Consider the following 15953-nt stretch of genomic DNA (forward strand, 5'->3'; position numbering starts at 1 on the left):
CATCCAAGTTTTCAGGAAGAAAGTGCCGCAGCACCTCCCACTCATCCTCGACCAAAGTTCGCGGTTGCATCAGCCAACATAGCCAGCTCAATGCATACTTCAACCTTTAGGTATATGCTTATGGGCTTGCAGCCTGTGGGTGAGACAGGCTTGTAGCCTGTCGCTTCATCGTCCCGGTCCCCTCACCCCTCCCCCCGCGCCGCCAAAATTTCCCGCACGAACGGCGATCTCTCCATCACCGTCTTCTCGCCCCTAACTACCTCAGGCGGAAGCTCCCTCGATTCAATTAGTCCCTCGCTGGCCTCCCAAATTTCGTAACTGACCTTTGCTGGCTGCATCGAGGCATCCACATCGAGCACCATCCACATCTTCCCATCGTAGCGAACGGTGAATGTCTCCGCATTCACCACCGCCTTTCCATTCCGCTCATTCGGACTCCCCAACGGTCCCGCCGTAAACTCCGGCCAGCGGTTTCGAATATGATACCCTCCGGAAAAATGCCGGTCGCCAGACACGAATACCACCCCTTCAATCTTCTCCGCCTCCAGCCAGTCAAAAAACGGCTCCCTCTCGTGCTTGAAACTCGTCCAGCTGTCCTTGTGTCCATTTGACTGCCACTCACTCCCACTCGCCAGCACCTTCACCGCCGCCTTGCTCGCCTTCAGCCTCGTTTTCAACCACGCCAGTTGCGTTGCTCCCAGCATCGTCTTGTCCGGTCCATCCTCCATCCTGTTTGGACTCCGATGCCAACGCACATCCAACATAAAAAACTCCACCCCTGAGCGCTCAAACGCATAATAAATCGCCGGATCTTCCGCCTCCTCCACCCTCACCGGATTCCGCCAATACTCTCGAAACGCCTGCAACGACTGTTCCTTGCCCTCGGCGGTCGAATCACTGTCGTTCGGCCCATAATCGTGATCATCCCAGATCGCATAAATCGGACACCGCGCCGTCAGCTCCCGGAATCCTGCCAACTGCCGGTGCGCCGTGTAATACAATCTCAATCGTTCCAGATCCGTGCTGTCCGCATAATGATTGTCCCCCAGCATCAACAGCAAATCAAAATCCGCCCGCGCCGACATCTCTCCAAAAGTCGCCGCTGAATCCACCGGCATCCGCCCTGCGCAAGAACTAAAAGCGATCCGCAACTTTCCTCGTTCCCCCTCCGGCAATGCCGTGACAAAACTCGCTGCAGGCAAAGCACTCACCTCCCGACCATCAAAAAGCACCCTATAAAAATACCGCGTCGAAGCTTTCAATCCCTTCACACACACACCTGACGTGAATGCCGTCGACTCATCAATCAAACCTCCCTCGACCTCAATCGCTCCAACAAAATCCGCATTCTCACTCACCAATACCTTCCACGAAGCTCCCTTCGACGCCCTCACCCAGATCCACGCCTCCGAAGCGCCCAAATGACCCAACATCGGCCCCGCAACAAGACAAGGCGGTCCCTCAATCTTCACCAACGGCGGGATCTCCGGCTTCGGTTTCTTCGCCGCCACCGCAATCGGATTCACCTTTTCCTTCTTCGGTTCCTTCCCCTGCGCTGACCCCACCGCCATCGGCAATGCCGAACCCGCCACCAAAAATCCCCGTCGTGTCATGCTCATGCCTAAACCAACACACCAACCACCTCACCTCTTTCACCGCCCCTCATTCCTTTATCCCTCATCCTTCATCCTTCATCCTTTCAAAAAAACCCTCATCATCCAGGCGCATCCCCATTACCTTCACTCTCATCTCCCCATTCACATCCCCTCCAAGCCCACCTACGAAAACCCCGTCACTCTCCACCTTCACACTCAACCCATTCAACACATGGCCAAAACCACCCGGCCTCCAGCCATGCATCAAATCCTCTTCCCCCTTCGGCATCGGCGGATGCGGAACCGACAGCGACAATAAGGTCCCCGATTCCGCATCAAACATCGCCGGCAACACCCCTTCACCCGCCTCGACTTCCCCACCCACCTTCATCGACCCCAGCACTCGCGCCCCTAAAAAATCGCCCGCCTTCAACCCTCCGGCCTCATCTACCACCAACACTTCATCCGCATTCAACCCACCCATCCCCGCCAAACCCCAAACCACCCTCAACCGCTTCATCTCCGCCAGCGCCACCCCAAACGTCTGCCCCATCACATGCTCACGCGGGAACCCGCAGACCACCGTTTCAATCCCGTTCAGCAACGACGTGTCAATGATCCGCAACGCATTCACCCACGCCACGCGATCCACTCCAGGCAAGGGCTTCCTCCTCGACACCCGCTGCGCAAACGCCTGCTGACCCAAAGCCGACAATTCCTCCCGCATCCTCAGCGGATTCACCTCACCCGCCTCAATCAGCTCCCCAAACCAAACCCCAATTCCATGCCGAAACCGCTTCGGCATCTTTTTGAAAAACTTCCCACCATCAAAAGAAAACAAACTGCCCCACAACCCGTCCAACCACACCGGCTGCACCTTCGCCCCACCACCCACCCGCGCCATCAGCTCAAACCCCTTGTAGAGTTCATTCACAAACCCCGTGCGCGTCAACTGACCCTCAGCAAACAACACCACGGCCTGACCCGCCTTCAACGCCTCTGAGACCGTGCGGATCGCCTCACGCGGCTTCGTCGAAGAAATCGGCACCGTGCCAAAAATCTTCAGCCCCCAGGTAATCGCTTTAATGTGATACAGCGTGTCCAGCATCACAAACCGCACATCGCGTCGGCACGCCAGACCAATCATCAGCGCATCCGCATAACTCACATGATTCGGCACCACCAACACCCCGCCCTCCAGTGGCAACCGATCTGGATTCACCGCCCTCACCCGGTAACAAAGCCGGATCACCCAGCTCGCCACCAAGTGTAAAAACCGCCGCGGTAGAATCCGCATGATATACATCGCCGCCAAAAACGTCAGCGGCGCCAGCACCAAAATCTGCGTCGTCGCCGAAAGCCCCATCATCATCATCGGCTTCACCACCAAAAGGTTCACCACGATCGCCGCCACACAATCCATCAAATTCAAAGACGCCATCACCCGCGCCCGCTCCTCCGGCTTCGCCCGGTCCTGCACAAATGCATACAAGGGTGCCATAAAACATCCCCCCGCCACCCCAATCAAAATCAGGCCGCCATGCAACAGCAGGCTCACCTCGGAGAACCCGCCCACCACCATCAACGAAGCCGACAACACCAAGCCGGACAACGGCACCAATCCCAGCTCAATCCGCTTCCGTGAAATCAACCCCGCCAGCAAACTCCCCACCACAATCCCCACCCCCAGCATCGCTGGCATCATCGCCATCGCCCCCGACGCCGCCGCCTTGTCCAACGGATGCAATTCATGACTCAACGTCACCAAAATGCTTCCCAACGCATTCGACAAAAACCAAAAATACGACCCCCCCAACGCCGCCAGCATGATTGGCCGATCCTTGAAAATCAGCTTCAAATTCACCACATGCTCCCACCAGATCGAACGATCAAACTTCAACTCCCGCCGCTCCGGCGTGCGCTGAATCCATAACGACATCATCATCGGAATCAATGACAGCCCCGTCATCATCAACATCGGCCACCACACCGCCGACCACGCATCATCGCCCGACTCCAGCCGATGTTTAAACCACGTCGGACCCGCCCACATTCCCGCCAGTGTCCCCGCCAGATTCAGCATCTGCATCATCCCACTGCCACTCCCCAACCGGCGCGAACCAATCAACTCCTTCAAAATCCCAAACTTCGCCGGACTAAAAAAAGCCGATTGCGTCGCCACCAAAAAGAAACACCCCAAACTCAGCCATAACGTCCACTGCGTCTCCCCCACCGACAGCGCCCCGAGGAAAAACACAAATCCCACCGTCTGCATCCCCAGCGTCCAGAACATCATCCGCTGCTTTGAATACCGGTCACTCATCCACCCCGCCACGGGCGAGAAAATGATATACGGAATCGAAAAAATAATTCCCAAATAGACCTGCATCGAATCCCCGATATCCGTCCCCAACGCCACCGCCCCGGCGAACGCCACCATCAGCATCTTCACAAAATTGTCCGTGAACGCCGTCGCCCCCTGCGTCACCAGCATCGTCACATACGACAACTGGTTCCTCGGCGGCAGCTTCTCCGCCTCATCCAGAACCTTCGAATCAAAAGCATCAGCCGACGAAATCATGCAGCGCCATCCATACACCTTCCCCCATCTTCACCAACCGATTTTTCTCTCCTATGCCCACGGATATTCGCCCTCGAAAAGCAGATCCGGTTCACGGCCCCAAACACAAACACACCAAGCGCGTCGACTGCTGTCGACACGCTTGGGAAAGCCTGGAAATGGAGCGTTGCGAGCTTTGCATCGACCGATCTCCACCGGTCGCGAGCCGCGCGGGCTAGCTCTTGTAACGCAAACGTTTTTTGTGGCGATTCGCCTTCATGCGTTTTTTGCGTTTATGTTTGTTGATTTTCGTCTTACGACGCTTCTTGAGCGAGCCCATGTTTGTTGGTTTTCTGTTTTGCTTTGTTTCGGTTTAGGGAAATTGGGAAATTCGGAATTAGACAACGCGGTCAGTGCACCACCTTGTTCAATGGATATTCAATAATGCCCTCGGCACCCAGTGCCTTGAGCTCGGGGATGATCTCACGCACCACCGACTCATCGATGATCGTTTCAACCGCCACCCAGCCACCACCGGCCAGATGTGAAATCGTCGGTCTGCGCAACGATGGCAACTGATGCAGCATCGCCTCCAGCTTGTGCTCTGGCAGGTTGAGCTTCAAGCCCACTTTGTAACGTGCCTCAAGCGCCCCATTCAAAAGCAACGCCAGTCGCTCCATCTTCTTGCGCTTCCAGGGATCAAGGTAAGCCGCCTTGCTGCTGACAAACTGGGGATAGCTCTCCATCAACGTGTCCACAATGCGCAGCTTGTTCGCCCGCAGCGAGGATCCCGTCTCAGTGATGTCGACAATCGCATCTACCAACTCCGGCACCTTCACTTCGGTCGCACCCCAGGAGAACTCGATGTCCGCCTGCACGCCGTGCTTTTCCAAATAGGTCTTCGTCAATCCCATCGCTTCAGTCGCGATGCGTTTGCCCTGCAAATCCTGCACCGTCTTGATCGGCGAATCTTCCGGCACCACCAACACCCAGCGCGTTGGCAACGAGGTCGCCTTGCTGTAACGCAGATCCGCCACCACTTCCACATCGGCCCCATTCTCCGCAATCCAGTCGCGCCCGGTGATCCCGCAGTCCAAAAATCCGAGATCCACATAACGACCAATCTCCTGCGCACGCAGCAAACGGATCTCCAGCTCCTTGTCATCCACACTCGGCCGATACGACCGCGAATGCGCAATAATGTTGTAACCCGCCCGGTTAAACAAATCCATCGTCGGCTCCTGCAAACTGCCTTTGGGCAGTCCGATGCGGAGAAGTTGGGTGGATTTGTCTGACATGTTGGGTCGGTGAAAGGGGGCAGGCAGCCTACACACGCTCCCGTGCTTGGCCAGCAGAAATTTACAAGAATTTTCATTCAACCCATGAATGAGATGACGAACGTCTCATGCATTCCCAGTTGCATCCGCCCTCCCCTCCAGTATGTAACAGGCCGCGTTTTTGCGGACAAACCCCCGCGTTCCAGGCCACTTACTTATCCGAACTTTCCAACACTCAATGAACAAAGCCATCCTTGCCCAAGCCGCCAACGAAGCCCGTGGTCTCGCCATGGACGCCGTCCACAAAAGCAACTCCGGTCACCTCGGTCTCCCGCTCGGAGCCGCTGAAGTCGGCGCTGTCCTGTTCGGTGAATCCCTCGTCTTCGACCCCGCCAAACCCAAATGGCTCAACCGCGACCGCTTCATCCTCAGCGCCGGCCACGGCTCCATGTTCATCTACTCCTGGTTGCACCTCAGCGGTTACGACCTCTCCATCGAAGAGGTTTCCAATTTCCGCCAGCTTCACAGCAAGACCCCGGGGCACCCCGAATCTTTCGAAACCGTCGGTGTCGAATGCACCACCGGCCCTCTCGGACAAGGCGTCGGCAACGCCGTCGGCTTCGCCCTCTCCGGCAAACGCGCCGCAGCGAAATACAACACCGCCGACCACACCATCTTCAACCACCACATCGTCGCCCTCGCCGGTGACGGCTGCTTGCAGGAAGGTGTCGCCCGTGAAGCCGCCGCCTTCGCCGCTCACAACGGACTCGACAACCTCATCCTCATTTTCGACTCCAACGACGTCACCCTCGACGCCATGGCCAAGGTCACCCAGAGCGAAAACACCGCCGCCATGTGGACCGCCCTCGGCTGGGACGTCATCACCGTCGACGGACACGACATCGACGCCGTGAAAGACGCCATCGAAGTTTCCAAAAACTCCGACAACGGCAAACCCAAGTTCATCATCGCCCGCACCCTCATCGGCAAAGGCATCCCCGAAGTCGCTGGCACTGCCAAAGGCCACGGTGAAGGCGGAGCCAAGTTTGTCGACGCCGCCAAGAAAGGCCTCGGTCTTCCCGAAGGCAGCCACTTCTACGTTAGCGACGAAGTGAAAGCTTATTTCTCCGACCTCAAAGCCAAACGCGCCGAAGCCCAAGCCACCTGGCAATCCACCTTCGACGCCTGGGCCGCCGCCAATCCGGAGCTCAAAGCCGAACTCGACGCCTCACAACAACCTCTCGACGCCGACACCCTTCTTAAACTCATCCCCGAGTCCCCTGCCGATGGCAAAGCCGCCACTCGCAACAGCGGCGGCGAGATCCTCAATCACATCGCCAAGTCGGTTCCACAAATCATCACCGGCAGCGCCGATCTCTTCGGCTCCACCAAAAACTACATCAAGGACGGCGGCGATTTCTCCGCCGAAAACCCACTCGGCCGCAACATCTGGTTCGGCATTCGCGAGCACGCCATGGGCGCCATCTGCAACGGCATTGCTTATGACGGACTGTTCCTCGGCAGCGGTGCCACCTTCCTCGTGTTTGCCGACTACTGCCGCCCGAGCATCCGCCTCGCCGCGCTAAGCAAACTCCCCGTCACCTACATCTTCACCCACGACTCCGTTGGTGTCGGTGAAGACGGCCCCACCCACCAGCCCGTCGAAACCGTCAGCGGTCTGCGCATCATCCCCAACCTCGACGTCATCCGCCCCGGCGACTCCGAAGAAGCCGCCGCCGCCTTTGCCGCCGCCTTCTCCCGCCACGACGGACCAACGCTCCTCGCCCTCACCCGTCAGGACATCCCCAACCAAGGCTCCGCCAGCGCCGACACCCGACGCCAAGGCACCCTCAAAGGCGGTTATGTCCTCATCAATGAAACCGGCGAATTGAAAACCATCCTTCTCGCCACCGGCTCAGAAGTTCAGTGGGCTGTCAACGCCGCCAAGGAACTCGGTGAAGGCGTCCGCGTCGTCTCCATGCCCTGCTTCGAGCGCTTCGACCGCCAGTCCCAGTCCTACAAAGACGAAGTCCTCCCACCGAGCGTCACCAAACGCATCGCCATCGAAGCCGGTGTCACCGCCCTCTGGTGGAAATACGTCGGCACCGAAGGCAAAATCATCGGCATCGACCGTTTCGGCATCAGTGCCCCCGGCAACACCGTCTTCAAGGAACTCGGCATCACCGCCGAATCCGTCGTCGCCGCCGCGAAGTAAGCGCTCAGATCCAACATCATGAAACTCCCATTGGTCTCGTTGACGAATGGGAGTTTTAGTTTAATCTTTGCGTCATAGAGGAGGCACCTCTGCCTTGAATGAACACACAGCAGACCAACTCTACCTCGACCTCCGCACAGGTCGCCCCACCACCATCCACCTTGACGCCTGCGGGGATGGATTACGAGCAGCTTGCACTGCCCTTAACCGACGCCGAACGCGTGGAATCCAGGCGTTATCTCGACAAATTGCATCCCGGAAACCGCTTTCGGTTGATGTTTGGGCAGCCCTTCTTGCCGGAAACGCCATCACATGGGACGTCCCACTGATCTCGCTAAAGTCTCTCGGCATTCACGCCGATCGGGATGGCATTCAATATTCTCCTGATCTCATTCGTCTTGGCACAGGTGCAGAAGCCACCGCTTGGCTGGATCAGGCGGCAAGTTGCGTCTACAAAACCTTCGATCTGCGCAGCACCGGCGCTTTGGGCAAAACCATTCACCTCGAACCGGATGAAGACAGGGAATGCCGCGTAGCAACGACGGATGCCACGCTGGAAGATACCCTGGAAAAACTCATGATCCTGCATGAAGCCGGAGCCTGTCACACCGAAATCATCGGCCTTGCCGACTCAGGCGATTTCTTATTAGTCAAACAGCCCCAATGCAAGCCCTTTAATGACTTTGACTCTGATCAAAGCGCAGCGGCAATTGCCATAAAGGCCCTCTCGGCCAAGGGTCTTTCTGCCCGGGGATTTTGGGTCTTTTGGCACAACGATCAACCTTGGTGCCTCGGAGACCTTCATAAAGGGAACATCATGCGCACCGAGGCAAACGAACCCACCATCATTGATGCCTTGGTTGGCCTGATTCCTCCTACTCTCCTCAAGCAACTGCCGATCTTGAAATTCACCGTCGATAGAGCGCGTCAATGGACGTCCACGGGGTTCCTGTCCGAGCACGATCCGTTCGCTGGTATCAACGATTACGAGCTTTAGGAGGCATCCAAACTTTTCTCCAGCCCCTAACCTACTCAAGGCCACCCTTCACCCCTGATCATCCCCCAGAACCTTTCCAAATCCCCTTCCTTGATCTCGCGGAAGTAGCTCAACCCCACCGGCGCATCGGGGGTTTGTGCGTTCAACCGAATGCCCCACAATGGCAAGACCTCATTTGGCATCGCGGCATAGCGCAGATCCCCAATCGTCTGGGTATCACTTGGATGCATACCGATCCAGCCGTCGGAAAAATGGGAAAAACGCTGCACCGCTCGCGCCTGCACGCTTCCTTCCGGCAAGCCCAATGCCTCCACCGCTTCCTGGTCGGAACGGAACATCGACTGACTCTCCCCCGCCAGCAGTTTCACGGGTCCGCTAATACCACATCGGAGCGCCACCACCCTGAACGTTTGCCCGTGCACGACCATCCCGCGCCAGACGATGATGTTGCCCATCGAAGGTTTCACCGTGGAACGATCCGGCATCGGCAATCCCTCTTTCGCCAGCCAATCCTGCAACGCTACCTCGGCCCGTGACTTTTGGACCTGGCACAGACTTAAATAGATCGCCACTCCTGCCAGAGCCACCCCTGCCGTGCGTTGACTTCCCCACACCCATGCCAGCACCGCTCCGACCAGCAATGGAAGGGTCAACACGGGATCAATCACGGAGATCCAATCCAGCGTCACCCGTTCATCTGAGAACGGCCACCACGACCTCGTGCCATAACTTGTCCACACATCACAAAAACCATGACCCAAGGCAGCCGCTAGGGCCGGAATCATCAATCGGCCAGCCTCAATCTTTTTTCCGCCGAGTCGATAACTTCCCCACACAAACACCACCGCCAGCAGCGCGATCACCGGAGCAAAAATCACGCTGTGCGTGAAATGTCGATGATACTCCAGCGAGAACAGAGGATCGGTGCTCGACCGGAAAAAAATGTCCACATCAGGTAACATGCCCGCCGACAAACCCACCAACGCCGCCGCCCTCCGCAACTCGCGTTTGCTGGTCAGCGCCACCGCACAAGCAATTCCCAACGTGGCATGAGTGATCGGATCCATACATCAACAAAAAACAAGCTCTTCCCATTTAACGGGGCGACTTGATTACGTTTGCCGTGGCATCATGCGCCAAAAATCATTTATTGTCCTCCACCCACCGGCGCCAAACGATGACAAATCTCCAATCGGTTGCCATCCGGGTCTTCGAAGAAAACCGCATAATAGCTCTTGTCTTCCCATCCCGGTCCTTCGATCTGACATCCGCCTGCCTCCACCACCACACGCGCCAGCCGATCCACCTCCTCCACGGAACCCGCCCAAAATGCCACACGGTTTTCGTTCGGCACATGCCCTGCTGATTCCGTCACGCCAAAAAATGCGCCCGGTTCTCCCGACGCATCCAATGCTTCAAACTGCAGCCATCCCTCAATTCTGGCGTCCACCGAAAAACCCAACTCCGGCAGCAAGCGCTCATAGAAAGCGCTTACCTTGGCCAGCGACGAAACCCGCAAATCAATATGATCAATGAGTCGACCGCTCATCTCGCTTACGACGAAGGCGAAGGCGCTTCCGAGGGCGCCGTGGAAGTGGACGCCGGAGCAGCTGCTGCAGCCGGAATCACTCCAATCGTGATTGCCCGCTCAGCTCCCAGAAACTCCTTGGCCAGCGCCTCCAGTTCTTCACGCTTGATCGTGGTGATGTCATTCTCCAGCGACCTGCTCCAATCAAGGCGATAAGCTTGAGCCTGCGAGTTCACCAGCACGCGTTGCAACCAATAACGGTTGTCGCGACGCATCTGCACAATCTGCTGCAACTGCGGCTCTTGCGCGCGTTTGAATTCATCATCCGTAATTCCCTTCGCCCCTATTTCTGCACCGATCTCCAGGAACATCGGTTCCACCAATGCCACCTGTTCCGGTTTCAGCGAAGCCATCGCGGTCATGTAACCAAAATCGGTGAACGTATCACTCGCATTGTGATAACTCGCCGGACTGTAGGTTTCCCCCAATTCCTCGCGAATTTTCAACCTCAAGCGATCGTCCAAAATTTGTCCAAGCAACACCAACCGACGGGTGCGTTTGATGTCCATCATGTCGGCTGTCGGCCAATACGCGAGGGCATAAGCACGGGGGATTTCCGTGGTGAAATTGAACGTCTTTTGACGCGGCTCCTTAGGGAAGGCAATCTTGCGCGCTTCGCTGTCATCCGGCCGTCCGGAAAGTCGCTTCGGCAGCGCACCGAACGTTTTGCCAATGGCCTCAAGCGTCTTCTCCTCGTCAATATCTCCGACGATGGCGATCTCCATGTAACCCTCTTTCAATGCGTCCGCCATCCACGCCTTCAACTCTGCCATCGTCCGCTGCTCCATCACGGCTCGAACCGGAAAAAGGAACCGTGGATCACTGCCTTTGATGAATCCGGTCACCTCATTCTGAATCACCCCTTCCGCCGTTTTGTTCAATTCATTGTAGACTGAATCCAGATTGCGTTTGAACTGGCGATCCGCCTCTTCCCTGAATCCGGGAGCCATCACATAAGCGCACAGCAATTCCAACTGTGATTGGAGATCCACGGGCGTCGTTTTGCCTCCCAAAACAAACGAATCATCACCCACCGCGAACTCCACGCCGACTTCCTTGCCAGCGAACAGACGACGCAATTCATCGGCGCTGTGTTTCTCCAATCCCCCGGCCTGAAACACGCCTTGAGCATACGGAATGATGCCTGGTTTGTCCGCCGATGGCTGCAGCTTGCCAGCACCAAAGTTCACCGTCATGCGGATGCTGTTTTTCTCAAACTCCGTCTTCTTCAGGTTGACCCTCACCTCGTTCTCAAACACCGCCTGCACGATGCCCAGATCTTCAACCACGTTCTTCTTCGCCACCTTGCCAGCCTCACCAAAATTCTGATAGGCAAACTCCACCTTCTCCTGCTTGGAAGGCGGCTCCACCGGCACACCTGCACTTTCCACCAAGGCGGCGGCAATGGTCTTGTCGGCTTCCGGCAACTCCAGTTTTCCACCAACGAACACCTGGATGTCTTTGGTGCTCCAGGAGTCGCGCAAAGCATCCACACAATCTTCGGCTGTCACCGCTGCGATCTCAATCTCCACCCGCTTCAAATCATCCACCGGATCAGTAAACACCTGCTTGCGGCCGAGTTGACGCACCAGGCCATTGGCAAGATCGGCATTCTTGCGGGTGTCCTTCTGCTCCGCACGCAAACGCACCGTTTTCAGATAATTCGCCGTCGCCTCCGCAAACTCTTCCGAAGTAAAACCAAACTGAACAGCCCGCCGCAGCTCACGCTCAATCAATGTCAGCGCAGGCTTCCAGTCCTCAGGCTTGCTCTTCGCATAAATCCCGTGGATCTCCACAAACTCAAACATCTCATAATTGTAACTCTGCGCCTCGATCAATGGCGTGCCCTCCTCTTTCGCCAGCAACGACAAACGCTGGTTGATCATGGCGTCCGCCAGATTTCGAATCATGTCGGCACGACGTTTGGCAATGGAATCCGCCTTCTGATCGGGCGTCCGGTGCGTCTCCATACTCAGTTCCACCGCAGGAGCTTCCATGTCCGTGTAAAGCTTCGCCACCAATCCTCGACCCGTGCTGACTTTGCCCAGACTCGGATCAGGCGAGTTGCCACGACGCGCCACGGCGTCTGCAAAATACTTGTGGATCAGTTTCTCCACCAAGGCCACATCCACGTCCCCAACCACCACCAGCACCGAGCGTTCGGGCGTATACCACTTCTCATAAAAATCCACAAACCGCTCGCGAGGCATTTTTTTAATCGTCTCCTCGATCCCAATCGGCATGCGAAACGGAATGGTGGATTCGGGCAGCGCAAACTTGTAGCCCTCCTCCATGATGCGCGATTCCACGCTGTCCCTGGCCAGCTTCTCACTCAAAATGATGCCCCGTTCGCGATCCACTTCTTCAGCGGACAGCAGCATGCCGTCCAGATCATCACGGAACAGCCGCAAACCATCCGTCAGCATCGCCTCATCCACTTTGGGAAGCTCCAATTTGTAAACCGTCTCTTTAAACGAAGTATGCGCATTGGTATCCGCCCCGAACGCCATGCCCATCCGCTGAAATGTCTCCACCATGGTCCCCGCAGGGAAATTCTTGGTGCCGTTGAACGCCATGTGCTCAAGAAAGTGCGCCATGCCCTGCTGGTCGTCCTCCTCCATCAGCGAACCGGCATCCACGTAAAGTCTCATGCTGGCACGTTCCTTCACCGGAAACTTGTTCGGCAAAATGACATACCGGAATCCGTTGTCCAAACGACCCCAAATCGCCGATTGGTCAGGCGTAAGATCGCTTTTTTCATGCGGCCAGGGAGTAGGCACCGGTGCTGGTGCCGGAGCCGTCGATGCTGGCGCCGGAGTGGCTTGGGAAAGACAGGGACCCATTGCTGCATAAACCGCAGCAATGGCAAAAACAGGCAGGACGTGGATCAATTTCATGGGGTTGCAATAAAAGCAGTGCGAACAAAGACAGCATCAGCCGCGAGAACGTTCGAGCAAAACGAACATCAATAACGAAAGAATCACCGACATTTGATCAGACTCCTCCACCGGCGCATTTTGGACAATCTCAAAACGTGACTCAAGGAAACCTCGATGTTTGATCATCGACATCACTTTTTCCTCGCCACGCAGGATGGAATAGCGCGGATTGAACAAATAACCGCTGAACAAGCCAATGATCGGAATCTCTCCAAAAATCCCATCCGCCACCTTCACCAGCGGATTGTCCTCGCGAATGGAAAACGCCACATCCCCCTGTCCGTCAAGCACCTCATAATGCGCGCTCCACAGCGACCGCATTCCTTTCCGACGCACCTTGCCCATCAAGGTCCCGTCGGGCGCATGAAACACATAACACGCGTTGAAATCGATGATCCGGTCCGCCTGAATCGTGCATAGCAACTTCGAGCGCGTCGAGTCACTGAACACCTCCACCTTCTCTCTCAGGCGAAACAGCTTCTGTTTCACATAACAAATCGTGCCGCCCTGCGCGTCCTCCACAAAAAGCTGGGGAGCCAGAGCGAGAATCTTGAAGCGCAACTGAAGGGGAAAGTTCATCGTGGGTCACAACCTGACCGGGAACGCCAGCCGCGCAAGCACCACTGGCAAAAATGGCCGAGATCAGACATCACACCGCCCTGCTGATCCAATGATCCACTCAATAAAGCTCCAAGCTTGGGTTGGCATCCGGGTCCGCCTCAACAAACCCCTCCTCCACCAGAAACGCATCCAACACATTCAACGTCGACTGGTAGACATCAAACGACACATTGAAATTGAAGAAACCGTGCCCAAGCCCTTCGTAGGTCACTATCTCACAACGGTTCTTTTTGCGCCGCATGCGTTTCGCGAAATACTCCGAAGTATCACAAGGCACCACCCGGTCGTTGGTGCCGTGAAACACCACGGTCGGCGGCAAATTCGGACCAATCGCGTTCAATAAACTGGCCTTCTTCGCCAAGTCGGGACTTGGAAAACGATCTGCTCCAAATCCTTTTTTCGTCGTGTCCAAGATCGGATTAAACAATGCCATCGCATTCGGGCTGCACGGCATCGAATCATCCTCACCCATCTCATCAAAACCTTTCAGCATCGCTGCTGAAGCGATGATGTGCGCCCCGCCACTGCCACCAGCACCGACGATCTTGCCAGGGTTCAACCCCAGCTCCAAGGCATTCAAACGCAGCCAGCGCATTGCCGAACGCGCATCTGCCATGGCATGCAGCGGAGTCGATTCATGCTTGGCACTCACCCGATACTCAAACGCCACCGCCAACATGCCGCGAGAAGCAAAATACACACAGTGCGGCGCAAACTGGCTCACCTGACCATTGTCCCAGCCACTGCTGAAGAAAAAGGCGATCACGCTCATGGGATAAGGCGGGATCTTGTCCCCCTCAGGCGTCCAGAGATACGCGGACAAATGCGTCCCGCCAATACTCTTGTAAACCTCTTCACGTGCAGTCTTGAGGAGCTCCCGATTGCGATCAATGGGAGCAGGCTTTAAATTTCTATCTTCTTCAGTGGGCATTAAATTAGCAGGCGCGATAATCGGGAGATTCACAGTGGGAGCAAATACTTTTCCACATCCCACCCCTGACAATCAAGGAGATAAATAGGAAGAATCCTCATCTGTCCGTCAATATTCCCCCAATCATTGGAGAAACATTCTCCTCGTCAGCCCAACAAAAGCTTGCAAACACTGCCGCTACAACGGCAAATTCGCTGTTAGACCGCCTCTCCAAAGCGCGTCTTGTCATTTCTCCTTCTGCCATGAAAAAACTGCTTCTTTCCACCCTCCTCCTCGTCGGATTCTCATCGTTTGCCCACGCTCAGATCACTTTTGAAGGAAAGGACGGGCCTGGAAAGGGCAAACACGTGGTGCTCCTCGCTGGCGATGAGGAATATCGCTCCGAAGAAGCCCTGCCGATGCTCGCGAAACTTCTTGCCGAGCACCATGGTTTCACGACCACAGTGCTTTTCTCGGTCAATGAAAGTGGAGAAGTCGATCCCAACAAAGGAAGCAGCCTTACCGCCCCCGAAAATCTCGACAATGCCGACCTCGTCATCATGAGCCTCCGCTTCCGCCACTGGCCCGACGAAGCCATGAAACACTTCGATGACTACTTGAAGGCAGGCAAACCGATCATTGCCCTGCGCACCAGCACCCACGCCTTCAACATCACCGACAAAACCAGCGCCTTTCACTACTACACCTGGAACACCAAAGCCGAACCCTGGCCCGGTGGTTTTGGCAAACACGTGCTTGGCGAAACCTGGGTGGCCCACCACGGTGCCCACAAGAAAGAAGCCACCCGCGGCATCATTCCCGACACCGCGAAGACCAATCCGCTCCTCAACGGCGTCAGCGACATCTTCGGCACCACTGACGTCTACACCGCCGCCCCACCCGCCGATGCCACCATCCTCGTCCTCGGCCAGGTGCTGGCCGGCATGAACCCCACTGACGCACCGGTCGAAGGCCAGAAGAACGATCCCCTTCAGCCCATCGCCTGGACCCGTGAATTTAAAAATGACGCCGGCACCACCAATCAAATCTTTACCACCACCATGGGTGCAGCGACCGACCTCACCAACGAAGGCCTGCGCCGCCTCATCGTCAACGCCGTCCTTTCCTTTACCGGCATAGAAGTCCCTTCAAAAGCCAATGTCGACGTTCCAGACACCTATCAGCCCACCATGTATGGCTTCGACAGCTTCATCAAAGGCAGAAAGCCCGCAGACTACGCCAAGTAAGCAC

Annotated in this window: 12 protein-coding genes; 3 read left to right on the forward strand and 9 right to left on the reverse strand. The window is 56.3% G+C overall.

Features of this window, described 5'->3' with window-relative positions; all coding sequences use genetic code 11:
* Nucleotides 1-182: 182 nt before the first annotated feature.
* The 4 genes from FEM03_RS19745 to hisG form a co-directional block, all read right to left on the reverse strand.
* Nucleotides 183-1619: an alkaline phosphatase D family protein gene (locus FEM03_RS19745; RefSeq protein WP_138088031.1), complete on the reverse strand. Its 1437-nt coding sequence runs from the start codon at nt 1617-1619 to the stop codon at nt 183-185.
* A 58-nt stretch (nt 1620-1677) separates the two neighbouring features.
* Nucleotides 1678-4176, reverse strand: a complete 2499-nt coding sequence (locus FEM03_RS19750) for an MFS transporter (protein ID WP_138088032.1) — start codon at nt 4174-4176, stop codon at nt 1678-1680.
* A 214-nt stretch (nt 4177-4390) separates the two neighbouring features.
* Nucleotides 4391-4495 carry an AURKAIP1/COX24 domain-containing protein gene (locus FEM03_RS25855; protein WP_009965996.1) on the reverse strand — a complete coding sequence of 35 codons (105 nt, stop codon included), beginning with the start codon at nt 4493-4495 and terminating at the stop codon, nt 4391-4393.
* A gap of 70 nt (nt 4496-4565) precedes the next feature.
* Nucleotides 4566-5453 (reverse strand): ATP phosphoribosyltransferase, encoded by an 888-nt coding sequence (gene hisG / locus FEM03_RS19760; protein ID WP_138088033.1) that lies wholly within the window; start codon nt 5451-5453, stop codon nt 4566-4568.
* A gap of 217 nt (nt 5454-5670) precedes the next feature.
* Between hisG and tkt the strand changes: the two genes are divergently transcribed.
* The gene (gene tkt / locus FEM03_RS19765) at nt 5671-7647 is read left to right on the forward strand and encodes a transketolase (RefSeq protein ID WP_138088034.1); all 1977 of its coding nucleotides are present in this window, start codon (nt 5671-5673) and stop codon (nt 7645-7647) included.
* A gap of 94 nt (nt 7648-7741) precedes the next feature.
* Nucleotides 7742-8644 carry a hypothetical protein gene (locus FEM03_RS19770; protein WP_138088035.1) on the forward strand — a complete coding sequence of 301 codons (903 nt, stop codon included), beginning with the start codon at nt 7742-7744 and terminating at the stop codon, nt 8642-8644.
* 35 nt (nt 8645-8679) lie between these two features.
* Here FEM03_RS19770 and FEM03_RS19775 read toward each other — a convergent pair whose 3' ends face one another.
* The 5 genes from FEM03_RS19775 to FEM03_RS19795 all read right to left on the reverse strand — a co-directional run bounded on the left by FEM03_RS19775 (nt 8680) and on the right by FEM03_RS19795 (nt 14723).
* Nucleotides 8680-9711 (reverse strand): metal-dependent hydrolase, encoded by a 1032-nt coding sequence (locus FEM03_RS19775; protein WP_138088036.1) that lies wholly within the window; start codon nt 9709-9711, stop codon nt 8680-8682.
* Between the two features lie 80 nt (nt 9712-9791).
* Nucleotides 9792-10193, reverse strand: coding sequence for a VOC family protein (locus tag FEM03_RS19780; protein ID WP_138088037.1), 402 nt, complete (start codon nt 10191-10193; stop codon nt 9792-9794).
* A gap of 5 nt (nt 10194-10198) precedes the next feature.
* Complete coding sequence (locus tag FEM03_RS19785; protein WP_138088038.1) at nt 10199-13129, reverse strand: M16 family metallopeptidase; 2931 nt, start codon at nt 13127-13129, stop codon at nt 10199-10201.
* A 36-nt stretch (nt 13130-13165) separates the two neighbouring features.
* The gene (locus tag FEM03_RS19790; protein WP_138088039.1) at nt 13166-13750 is read right to left on the reverse strand and encodes an LURP-one-related family protein; all 585 of its coding nucleotides are present in this window, start codon (nt 13748-13750) and stop codon (nt 13166-13168) included.
* A gap of 100 nt (nt 13751-13850) precedes the next feature.
* Nucleotides 13851-14723, reverse strand: a complete 873-nt coding sequence (locus FEM03_RS19795) for an alpha/beta hydrolase (RefSeq protein WP_138088040.1) — start codon at nt 14721-14723, stop codon at nt 13851-13853.
* Between the two features lie 242 nt (nt 14724-14965).
* Here FEM03_RS19795 and FEM03_RS19800 point away from each other — a divergent pair, with 242 nt between their 5' ends.
* Nucleotides 14966-15949 carry a ThuA domain-containing protein gene (locus tag FEM03_RS19800; protein WP_138088041.1) on the forward strand — a complete coding sequence of 328 codons (984 nt, stop codon included), beginning with the start codon at nt 14966-14968 and terminating at the stop codon, nt 15947-15949.
* Nucleotides 15950-15953: the final 4 nt, after the last annotated feature.

It is taken from the genome of Phragmitibacter flavus, from assembly GCF_005780165.1.
Lineage (GTDB): Bacteria > Verrucomicrobiota > Verrucomicrobiia > Verrucomicrobiales > Verrucomicrobiaceae > Phragmitibacter > Phragmitibacter flavus.

What these genes read in the sequence shown, in the direction of transcription:
- FEM03_RS19745 (WP_138088031.1), bottom strand. Translation starts at nt 1,619, where the DNA reads ATGAGCATGACACGACGGGGATTTTTGGTGGCGGGTTCGGCATTGCCG.
- FEM03_RS19750 (WP_138088032.1), bottom strand. Translation starts at nt 4,176, where the DNA reads ATGATTTCGTCGGCTGATGCTTTTGATTCGAAGGTTCTGGATGAGGCG.
- FEM03_RS25855 (WP_009965996.1), bottom strand. Translation starts at nt 4,495, where the DNA reads ATGGGCTCGCTCAAGAAGCGTCGTAAGACGAAAATCAACAAACATAAA.
- hisG (WP_138088033.1), bottom strand. Translation starts at nt 5,453, where the DNA reads ATGTCAGACAAATCCACCCAACTTCTCCGCATCGGACTGCCCAAAGGC.
- tkt (WP_138088034.1), top strand. Translation starts at nt 5,671, where the DNA reads ATGAACAAAGCCATCCTTGCCCAAGCCGCCAACGAAGCCCGTGGTCTC.
- FEM03_RS19775 (WP_138088036.1), bottom strand. Translation starts at nt 9,711, where the DNA reads ATGGATCCGATCACTCATGCCACGTTGGGAATTGCTTGTGCGGTGGCG.
- FEM03_RS19780 (WP_138088037.1), bottom strand. Translation starts at nt 10,193, where the DNA reads ATGAGCGGTCGACTCATTGATCATATTGATTTGCGGGTTTCGTCGCTG.
- FEM03_RS19785 (WP_138088038.1), bottom strand. Translation starts at nt 13,129, where the DNA reads ATGAAATTGATCCACGTCCTGCCTGTTTTTGCCATTGCTGCGGTTTAT.
- FEM03_RS19790 (WP_138088039.1), bottom strand. Translation starts at nt 13,750, where the DNA reads ATGAACTTTCCCCTTCAGTTGCGCTTCAAGATTCTCGCTCTGGCTCCC.
- FEM03_RS19795 (WP_138088040.1), bottom strand. Translation starts at nt 14,723, where the DNA reads ATGCCCACTGAAGAAGATAGAAATTTAAAGCCTGCTCCCATTGATCGC.
- FEM03_RS19800 (WP_138088041.1), top strand. Translation starts at nt 14,966, where the DNA reads ATGAAAAAACTGCTTCTTTCCACCCTCCTCCTCGTCGGATTCTCATCG.